General features: G+C 73.7%; 6 protein-coding genes. All 6 read right to left on the bottom strand.

Translation table 11 applies throughout. The annotated features are described in order from the left end of the window. Window positions 1–266 precede the first annotated feature (266 nt). A complete protein-coding gene (locus ACIRPP_RS22165) occupies window positions 267–4,952 on the bottom strand; it encodes an amino acid adenylation domain-containing protein (protein WP_403645497.1) in 4,686 nt (1,561 codons plus the stop codon). Then, the gene (locus ACIRPP_RS22160; RefSeq protein ID WP_164335406.1) at window positions 4,949–5,155 is read right to left on the bottom strand and encodes an MbtH family protein; all 207 of its coding nucleotides are present in this window, start codon (window positions 5,153–5,155) and stop codon (window positions 4,949–4,951) included. Before ACIRPP_RS22160 ends, ACIRPP_RS22165 begins: the two co-directional genes overlap by 4 nt. Before the next feature lie 8 nt (window positions 5,156–5,163). Continuing rightward, entirely contained in the window at window positions 5,164–6,201 is a 1,038-nt protein-coding gene (gene sbnB / locus ACIRPP_RS22155) for a 2,3-diaminopropionate biosynthesis protein SbnB (protein ID WP_403645492.1), read from the bottom strand. A 37-nt stretch (window positions 6,202–6,238) separates the two neighbouring features. Continuing rightward, entirely contained in the window at window positions 6,239–7,222 is a 984-nt protein-coding gene (gene sbnA, locus ACIRPP_RS22150; RefSeq protein ID WP_403645489.1) for a 2,3-diaminopropionate biosynthesis protein SbnA, read from the bottom strand. After that, the gene (gene glyA / locus ACIRPP_RS22145) at window positions 7,219–8,565 is read right to left on the bottom strand and encodes a serine hydroxymethyltransferase (protein ID WP_403645486.1); all 1,347 of its coding nucleotides are present in this window, start codon (window positions 8,563–8,565) and stop codon (window positions 7,219–7,221) included. Before glyA ends, sbnA begins: the two co-directional genes overlap by 4 nt. Window positions 8,566–8,681: 116 nt before the next feature. Continuing rightward, window positions 8,682–9,992, bottom strand: coding sequence for a cation:proton antiporter (locus ACIRPP_RS22140; protein ID WP_403645483.1), 1,311 nt, complete (start codon window positions 9,990–9,992; stop codon window positions 8,682–8,684). Between the last annotated feature and the right edge of the window lie 22 nt (window positions 9,993–10,014).

Genomic DNA, 10,014 nt, shown 5'->3' with positions numbered 1-10,014 from the left:
TTCCCTCTCGCGACTCTCGCGACGTTCGCGGTGCTGCCGGTGATCTGTGCTGCCGGTGATCTGTGCAGCCGGTGGATCTGTGCTGCCGGTCTGTGTTCCGGTGCTGCCGGCCTGTGATCTGTGCTGCTGGCCGGTGTTCGGTGCCTCTGGTGGTCCCGCGCCGGGGTGCGGACAGCCGGCGCTGTCGTGCGGTCGGCCGGCGCCCCGGGGCTGGCGCCGGGCGGGGGTGTCCCGCCCGGCGCGCGCCCGTGGGGCCCCGGGTCACCTCACGCGGCGGGTGCGTCCGCCCGGTCGGCCGCGGCCCGTGGTGCGGGTCCGGCTTCCGCCGGCCCGGACTCCGCCGGCCCGGACTCCGCCCGGTCCGCCAGGGAGCGCAGGGCCGCCACCCACCGGTCGGCGAGCGCGTCGGCGTCGGCGGGTGCCTCGCGGTCGCCCGCGAAGGTGAGGACGAGCGCGTCCTCCGCCCCGCGCAGCACGTCGACCCGGACCGGGAACTCGGTCTGCGCGACGGAGTAGCTGCGGTGGGCCAGCGGGTGGTCCGGTGCCGTGGCCTCGGACACGGCACCGAGCGATGCGTCCACCGGGTAGTTGTCGAAGACCAGCACCGATTCCAGCGGGCGCCCGCCGGTCATGACGGCCAGTTCGACCCCGCCGAACTCCTCAGCCTCCAGGCGCTGCAGGTGCAGCCGGCGCACGGCGTCCGTCACCGGCTCGTCCGGTGCGAACCGGAACCGGACGGGCAGCGTGGTGATGAACGGGCCGACCGCGGCCTCCGCCTCGGCGGTCACCGGGCGGCCGTTGGACGTGACGCCGAAGACGACGTCCTCGCTGCCGGTGCGGTCCGCGAGGACCCGCGCCCAGGCGAGCTGCGCGAACGTCGCGTACGTGGTCCCGGCCCGCTGGGCCGCCGCGTCCAGGCGGGCGGTGAGCCGCGGGTCGAGCGCGCGCTGGACCTGCACCGGGCGGCCCTGCGTCCGCTCCGGCTCCCCCGCCCACGGGCCGGGGCTGCCGTCGAGGGCGCGGGCCCAGTAGGCGGCGGCCGCGTCCCGGTCCAGGCCCTCCACCCAGGCGACGTGCTCGGCGAACGGCCGGGCCGGATCGGCGTCCGGCCGGCCGCCCGACGCGAACGCCTGGTAGGCGAGGAGGAGTTCCTGGCGCAGCCGCATGCAGGACCAGCCGTCGAGCAGGCTGTAGTGATGGTGCTGGACGACCAGTTGCAGCTCGTCCGTCAGCCGGTACCGCAGGATCCTCACCAGCGGGGGACGGCCGAGGTCGAAGCCGGCCAGCCGCCGCTCCTCCAGCTCGGACAGCAGCCGCTCCTCCTGCACCACGGGGCCGAGGCCGCGCAGGTCGTGCTCCTCGAACCACGGCTCGACGTGGTCGGCGACCCGCTGCACCGGGCTGTCCGTGTCGAGCCCCTCGTAATAGGTGCGCAGCACGTCGTGCCGGGCGAACAGCCACTCCCAGGCGGCACGGAAGGCCGTCTCGTCCAGCTCGCCCGGCAGCGGGAAGCCGGACTGGATGACGTAAAGGCCGGGGAACGGCCGCTCGCGGGCGGTGGTGAGCATGTGACGCTGGATCGGTGCCAGGCCGTACCGGTCGCGCGGTGCGCCCGTGGCCGGCGGCCCGTCCGTCCCGGCCGGGGCGCCCGCCGGGGTTCCCGGTGCGGGGCCGGACGCGTCGACGGCGCGGGCCAGTTCCTCGATGGTCTGGTGCTGGAACACCATGCGGGGCGTCACCGGCAGGCCCGCGGCCTGTGCCCGGGTGACCATGCGGATGCAGGTCACCGAGTCGCCGCCGAGGGCGAAGAAGCCGTCCGTGGCGCGCAGGCCGGTCAGCTGGAGCAGTTCCTGCCAGACCCCGGCCAGCAGCAGCTCGGTCGGGGTCGCGGGGGCGCGGCCGGCAGAGCGGGCGGCGGTGCCGCCGGTCAGGGTGTCGGGGGCGGGGAGGCGGCCGCGGTCGACCTTGCCGTTGGGGGACAGCGGCAGCCGCTCCAGTGCGACGAGGACGGACGGCACCATGTAGCCGGGCAGCCGGGTCGCCAGGTGCTCGCGCACGGCGGCCGGGTCGACCGGGTCCGCGCCCTCCTCGGGGACGACGTAGCCGACGAGGCGGCGCTGTCCGTCCACGGTGACGGCGGCGGCGACGGCCTGGACGATGCCGGGCCGGTCCCGCAGGGCGGCCTCCACCTCCCCCAGCTCGATGCGGTGCCCGGCGATCTTCACCTGGAAGTCGACACGTCCCAGCAGTTCGAGGCTGCCGTCGGGCCGGTAGCGGGCCAGGTCGCCGGTGCGGTACATGCGGTCGCCGGGGACGCCGCTGAACGGGTTCGGCAGGAAGCGGTCCGCGGTCTGGCCGGGCGCGTCGGCGTAGCCCCAGGCCAGTCCGGTCCCGCCGAGGTACAGCTCGCCGGGCACCCCGGGCGGGACGAGCCGCAGGTCGGGGTCGGTGACGTAGGCGGTCTGATTCGCCATGGGCACGCCGTACGGGATGCTCTGCCAGTCCGGGTCGACCTGCTCGACCTCGAAGATCGTGGAGTCCATCGACGCCTCGGTGGTGCCGCCCAGGCTGATCACCCGGGCGCGGGAAGCGCGGGCGCGCAGCCGGCCGGGCAGGGTGACGGGGATCCAGTCGCCGCCCAGCAGCACCACCCGCAGGTCCGGCAGGGCGTCGACGCCGAGGTCGTCCATGCCGTCGAGGAGCAGGCCCAGCAGGGCCGGTACGGAGTGCCACAGGGTGACCCGGTGCTCCCGCATCAGGTCGAGCCAGTGGCCGGGGTCGCGGTCCCGCTCCGGTGCGGGCAGCACCACCGAGGCCCCGGCGATGAGGGCGCCCAGCAGGTCGTAGGCGGTCATGTCGAAGCCGAGCGAGGACACCGACAGGACCGCGTCGCCGGAGGAGACGTGGAAACGCCGGTTGAAGTCGGTGAAGTTGTTCACCCGGCCCCGGTGGTCGAGGAGGACTCCTTTGGGCCGCCCCGTCGACCCCGAGGTGAAGATCATGTAGCAGAGGTCGTCCGCGCCGGCCGGGCAGGGCAGCGGCGCGTCGGAGGCGGCGTCGAGCTCGCGGCGGGTGTCGTCCGCGTCGAGGACGAGGACCGGCACCTCGGTCGCGGGGAGCCGGTCGCGCACGGCCGCGGTGGTGACGACGGCCCTCACGCGGGCGTCCTGCAGCATCATCGTGAGCCGCTCGGCGGGCTGGTCGGGGTCGACCGGCAGATAGGCGGCCCCCGACTTCAGCACGCCCAGCACCGCGAGCGGCAGGTCCGCGGTCCGCTCCACGGCGACGGCCACGACCTCGCCGGTGCCGGCGCCACGCCCGTGAAGGACACGGGCGAGCCGGGAGCTGCGCCGGTCCAGCTCCCCGTAGGTGACGGTGCCCGACGGGGTGCGTACGGCGGGGGCGTCGGGGCGGGCGGCGGCCTGCTCGGCGAAGAGGTCGGGCAGGGTGCGCTCGCGGGGGTACTCCGCCCCGGTCGCGTTCCACTCCAGGGCGGCGCGGCCCTCCTCCTCGGCGGTGAGCACGCCGAGGTCCGCGACGGTGGTGTGCGGCGCCTCGATCATGGTGACCAGCGCCTGCTCCAGGTGGGCGAGCAGCCGGTCGACGCGCTGCGCCGTGAAGATCCCGGCGTCGTACTCGCAGGACACCTCGATGCCGTCGGGCCCGTCGAGGAGGGACAGGTCCAGGTCGAACTTGGCGGTGCCGTTGTGGGTGTCGAAGGTCTCGGCGCTCACACCGGGCAGGCCGATGCCGCCGTCGACCTGCTGGTAGACGAACATCACCTGGAACAGCGGATTGCGGTCCGCGCTGCGCTCGGTGCCGGTGCGGGCGACGACCTTCTCGAACGGCACGTCCTGGTACTCGTAGGCGGCGGTGACGTCGTCCCGGATCCGGCGGACCGCCCCGGCGGCCGTGTCGGCGGGGTCCAGGCGCAGCCGCAGCGCGAGGGTGTTGGCGAAGCAGCCGATGAGGTGCTCGGTCTCGGCGGTGGGCCGGTTCATGGCCGGGGTGCCGACGAGCAGGTCGCTCTTGCCGCTGTAGCGGCGCAGCACCAGGCCGAGCCCGGTGAGCAGGGTCATGAACGGGGTCGCGCCCTGCTCCCGGGAGAAGGCGTGCACGCGTTCGGCCAGGTCCGGTTCGAGCCGGCGGCGGCGCTTCCCGCCGCTGCGCTGCCCGTCGGCGGGCCGCAGCCGGTCGGTGGGCAGGTCGAGGGAGGTGTCCGCGCCCTCCAGCAGCTCGCCCCAGAACTCGATGCCCTCGCTGAGCCGGGCGGCGCCGGGGCCGGTCTGCTGCCAGCGGGCGTAGTCGGCGTACTGCACGGGCAGTTCGGGCAGGGTGAGCGGCTCGTCCTCCCACACCGAGCGGCACACGGCGGCGAACTCGCGGAACAGGATCTCCACGGACGCGCCGTCGGTGGCGATGTGGTGGACGACGACGGCGAGCACGTGGTCCTCGTCGTCGAGCCGGATCAGCACCGCCCGGACGGGGATCTCCGCGGCGAGGTCGAAGTCGTACGCGGCCCAGCGGTCGACGATCGCGCGGGCCGCCTGCTCGCGCTCGCCGGCGGGCAGGGCCGTGACGTCCTCGGCGGCCAGGGAGAAGCCCGCGGCGTCCGTCGTCACGGCGACGGGGCCCTCGTCGGTGCTCTCGTAGCGGGTGCGCAGGATCGCGTGGCGTTCGATGACGCGCCGCAGGGCCAGGTCGAGGGTGGCCGGGTTGATGGCCCCGCGCAGCCGCAGCGCCATCGGCACGTTGTAGACGCCGGAGCGGTCCGGGTCCTGCTGCCACAGGAACCAGAACTGCCGCTGTGCCGCCGACAGGGGCGCCGGGCCGTCGTCGCCGCTCGGGGTGATCCGGGGCCGGCCGGCCGCCCGGCGGTCCCGCAGCATCCGGGCGAGTAGGGCCTGCTTGGCCGGGGAGAGTCCCGCTATGCGGGTGTCGAGGTCGTTCATGCCGGGACGCTCCGGCGGCGCTCCCGCACGGAGCGGGGGGTGAGGTCGGTCCACACCTCGGCGATGTGGGCGAGGCACTCCTCGCGCGTCCCGGTGAAGCCGGTGTCCGTCCAGCCGGCCGGGAGGGGGCGCTCCGGGAACCAGACGGAGTACTGCTCCTCGATGTTGACGACGACGCGGAAGCGGATGCTGTCGTTGCTCATGGGCTGCCTCACTTGGTGGTGACGGTGGATGCGAAGAAGTCGTCCACGACGCGGCCGGTGCCCGCCGCCCGGGCGCGCTCGTGCACCCAGGAGCCGACGGCCAGGTCGAGGACGCCGAGACCGAACGGGGAGAAGACGACCGGCCGGGACGGGTCGGTGCGGACCTTCCCGAGGAGCACGTCGGCGAGCGTGCCGGTGATGAAGTCCCGGCCGCCTGTGGCCTGTTCGGCCAGGTGCAGGGAGGTGCGCTCGCGGACCGCGTGGTCGGTGTCGTCGGTGATGTTCTGGGCGGCGAGCACCAGGTCCGGGCCGAGGTCGCGCAGGGACAGGTGCAGCACCAGCGGGGCGTGGTCCAGCAGCTTCGGGTCGTGGATGTGGGGTTCGCCGGCGACGGTCGTGAGGACGACCAGGTCGCACTCGGTGAACGCCTCGGCGACGTCGTCGGCGACGGTGAATCCGGGCGCGCCCTCGGCGACGAGTTCCGAGCCGAAGGCGTGCGCCGCCTCGGGGTTCAGGTCGTGGAGGGTGAAGCCGCCGATGTCCCACTTCAGGTCGCGCAGGAACGTCCACACGTGCCGGGCGATCAGGCCGGTGCCGACGATGCCGACGCGGCGGGCGGTGCGGCCGCCGGAGAGGGTCTCGGCGGCGAGGACGGCGGACGCGGCGGTGCGGGTGGCGGAGATGACGGAGGACTCCAGGCAGGCCGCCGGGTAGCCGGTCACCACGTCGTTGAGCAGCAGGACCGCGGAGGCGCGCGGGATGCCGTGGGTGCGCGGGTTGTCGGGGAAGCTGGCGATCCACTTCAGTCCGGCCACGCCGAACTCGCCGCCCAGGTAGGCGGGCAGGGAGATGATCCGGGCCCGCGGCCGGTCGGGGAAGCGCAGGAAGCCGCTCTGCGGGTTGACGCTGTCGCCGCCGTCGTGCGTCAGGTAGGCACGGCGCACCAGGTCGAGGCAGTCCTCGCGGTGGCCCTCGATCTGCGCGGCGACGGCGTCCTCGGAGACGAAGGTGAGCGACGGCGGCGAGTGCGGGATGCGGTCGGACACGGTGGTTCCTTACGTGGTGTGGGAGGGGCGGGCGGGGTCAGGCGGTGGCGGTGGCCACCGTGTCCGAGCTGAGGGTGCGCTCCACCCAGTCGGGGTCGTAGACGGTCTGCGAGTAGGGGATGCCGCGGTCGGCGCAGAGGAAGACGGTGGTGGGCCGCTGCCCGGCGGGCGGCGGGTGCTCGGCGAAGTACCGGCCGATCGCCGCGTACACGCTGCCGGTCGAACCGCCCGCGTACAGGCCGTGGTCGGCGTACAGGGAGCGGCAGCCGAGGACGGTCTCGTACTCGCTGACGCGGACCACGTCGTCGATGACGGCGCGGTCGACGAGCGGGGGCACGATGCTGGACCCGAGGCCGGGGATGTGGCGCCGGCCCGGTGCGCCGCCGAGCGCGACGGAGCCGAGCACGTCGACGGCCACGACGGTCGCGGCGGGGAACTGCTCCTTGATCCGCCGGGACAGACCGGCGATGGTGCCGCCGGTGCCGACGCCCACGAAGAGGTAGTCGAGGCGGGAGAAGGAGCCGCTCAGTTCGTTGCCGGTGGTCTGGTAGTGGGCGTCCGCAGCATCCGTGTTGGCGTACTGGTTGGGCCAGTAGACGTCGGGGATCTCCTCGCGGAGTTCGGCGACCCGCGCCAGCCGGGCGGTGAGGAAGCCGTGGGCTCCCGGGTCGGCGACCTTCTCGACCCGTTCGCAGCAGGAGCGCAGCACGGACTCGGTGAGCGCGTTGCAGTTGGCGTCGATGACGGGCACGAAGGGGATCCCGAGCGACCGGCAGAAGGTGGCCAGGGAGGTGGCGAAGTTGCCCGACGACGACTCCACGACGGTCGTGCGCTCGGTGATCTCGCCCCGCTCGACGGCGTTCTTCAGGATCCAGTAGGCCGAACGGTCCTTGGTGCTGCCGTTGGGGTTGACGTACTCCAGCTTCGCGAAGAGGTTCAGCTCGTCGTCCGGCAGGGCCAGCAGCGGGGTGCGGCCCACGGAGGCGCCGATCATCCTCAGGCGCTTGTGCAGGGGGGTCACGGGCGGCCGTCCAGCCCGTAGCGGGGCAGCGGGAACTGGGCGGTCAGCTTGTCCACCTCGGCCCGCAGGCCGGAGGCGGTGAACTCGTCGAGGACGAAGTCGCGGTCGCCGTCGGGCCGCATCTGGGTGAGGACGGAGTGGATGATGCCGGCGCAGGTCCGCATCTCGTTCGGCCCGAGGCCCCGCTGGGCGACCGCGTTGGTGCCGATGCGCACCCCGCTGGTGACGGCGGCCGGGCGGCCGTCGCCGGGGACGCGGTTCTTGTTGACGACGACGCCGATGGACTCCAGGGCGCGTTCGGCGGCCAGGCCGCTGACCCCGTCCCGGGTCAGGTCGAGCAGCACGATGTGGTTGTCGCTGCCACCGGTGACCACGTCGTGGCCGAGCGCCGTCAGTTCGGCGGCCAGCGCCGCGGAGTTGTCCAGGATGCGCCGGGCGGTGGCCCGGTAGCCGTCGGTCGCGGCCAGCGCGAAGGCCCGCGCCTTCGCCGCGATGACCGGCAGGACGGGGGCGCCCTGGAAGTACGGGAAGACGGCACGGTCCAGGGTCCGGGCGAGCGTCCGGCCGGTGCCGGGCAGGACCATGGCCGCGTCCTTGCCGGACATGATGAGGCCGCCGCGCGGGCCGGAGAGCTGCTTGTGGGTGCAGCTGGTGGTGATGTGCGCGTGGTCGACGGGGCTGGGGTGCAGGCCGGCGGCGACCAGCCCGGCGATGTGCGAGATGTCGGCCATCAGCAGGGCGCCGACGCTGTCGGCGATGGCCCGGAAGCGGGCGAAGTCGACGGTGCGCGGGTAGGCGGTGGCACCGCAGATGATCAGCTTCGGGCGGTGCTCGGCGGCGAGCGCGGCGACCTCGTCGTAGTCGATGCGGCCCTGCGCGTCCAGGCCGTAGTTGACCGGGGTGAAGTAGGTGCCCGAGTAGGCGACGCCGTAGCCGTGCGTCAGGTGGCCGCCGTGGTTGAGGCGCATGCCGAGCACGACGTCGCCGGGGTCGAGGAGGGCGGAGAGGACGGCGTAGTTGGCGGTGGTCGCCGAGTGCGGCTGCACGTTGGCGTACCGGGCGCCGAAGAGGGCGCGGGCGCGGTCGACCGCCAGCTGCTCGACGGGGTCGATCGCCTCGCAGCCGGCGTGGTAGCGGGCGCCCGGGTAGCCCTCGGCGGTGACGTTCATCGAGGAGGTCGCCAGGCAGGCCAGCACCGACGGGTCGGTGACGCTGGAGGAGGCCACCAGCATCAGGGAGTTCTCCTGGCGGGCGTCCTCCCGCTCGATGGCGGTGACGAGTTCCTCGTCGTCCGATGCCAGCAGCCGTGCGGCGTGCGCGGCGAATTCTTCGGTGGCGAGCATGGTGGATTCAGCCCCTCGTGACGATGTGGGAGAAGAAGCGGAAAGTGGAAGGCGGAAGAGGACGGCGGAGCGGAGTGCGCGCGAGGTGGGCGGCCGGGGAGGTGGCCGGTGCCGGCTCAGACCTTCTGCGGCACGGACACCGGCGCCGTGGACGGCGGGGGTCCGGGCGCCGGGTCCGGTGGACGGTCGTCGGCGGCGCGGCGGAGGAACAGGCCTGGCAGGCAGGTGGTGAACAGCGCCATCACCACCATCAGGGTGTAGATCTCCTGGTCCAGCAGGCCCAGGCCGACCCCGATGTTGAGCACGATCAGCTCGGTGAGGCCGCGCATGTTCATCAGCAGCCCGAGCGTTCTGCTCTCCTGCCACGACATCCCGGACAGCCGGGCCGGGAGGGCCGCCCCGGCGAGTTTCCCGGCGCAGGCGACCCCCACCACGAGCAGGGCCTCCAGCGCGTTGTCCGCCGACATCGCGCGCAGGTCGATGGACAGGCCGACGACGATGAAGAACAGCGGCAGCAGGAAGTGGCTGACGTGTTCGAGGGGTTCGAGGGCGTGCTTCTGCAGCTGGGGGTGCACCGGGCGCGGCATGACGAGGCCGAAGACAAAGGCCCCGAAGATGGCGTGCACGCCGATCCACGCGGTCGCACACGCGGAGAGCAGCACCCCGGCACCCACCACGGCCGGCAGGTAGGGGGCGCCCGTCCCCATGCTCATGCGTTCCACCAGCCGGGCCAGCAGCGGGCGCACGGCCAGCACCATCACCGCCAGGAACAGCGCCAGCCAGCCGGCCATGGCGGCCACCCCGAGCAGGGAGCCGGCCGTCACCACGACCACCACCACCGCCAGCGAGCACCAGGCCAGCGCGTCGCCGAACGCGGCGGAGGCGAGCGCGAGCACCCCCACCGGGGAGTGCTGCATCCGCCGGTCGGCCAGGAACTTCGCCAGTACCGGGAACGCCGTGATGGACATGACCACGCCGATGTAGAGGACGAAGGGGGCCTTCGCCACCGGTTCGCCGTCCACCACGCCGTGCCCGCGGTGGAGCAGCAGGGCCAGCGGCAGCCCGAGCAGGAACGGCACGGCCGTCGAGGACAGGGACACGCCCACGACCACGCGCCGCTTGCCGCGCAGCAGCCGCCCGTTGAACTCCCAGCCGATGAGGAAGACGAACAGCACCACACCCACCTGGGCCAGCACGGACAGGTAGGGGCGGGCCGCGGCCGGGAACAGCACCTCGGTCGGGTTGCCCGGCAGCAGGCCGAGCAGGGACGGGCCGAGGACGAGACCCGCGCACAGCTCGCCGATGACGGCGGGCTGCCCGACGCGCAGCGCCAGGCGGCGCAGCACGACCCCGCTGAGGAGGATGACCGCGATGCCCGCCATCACGGTCGCGACGACCGTCTCGCTGTCCTTCACTGGTCCGGCCACGGCCACACCACCTTTCGTTCCT

Origin of the sequence: Streptomyces sp. NPDC101219 (assembly GCF_044767675.1) — a bacterium.
In the GTDB taxonomy this organism is placed as follows: domain Bacteria; phylum Actinomycetota; class Actinomycetes; order Streptomycetales; family Streptomycetaceae; genus Streptomyces.
The sequence above is the reverse complement of the archived record's forward strand: the minus strand, read 5'-3'. Positions and strand labels throughout refer to the sequence as shown.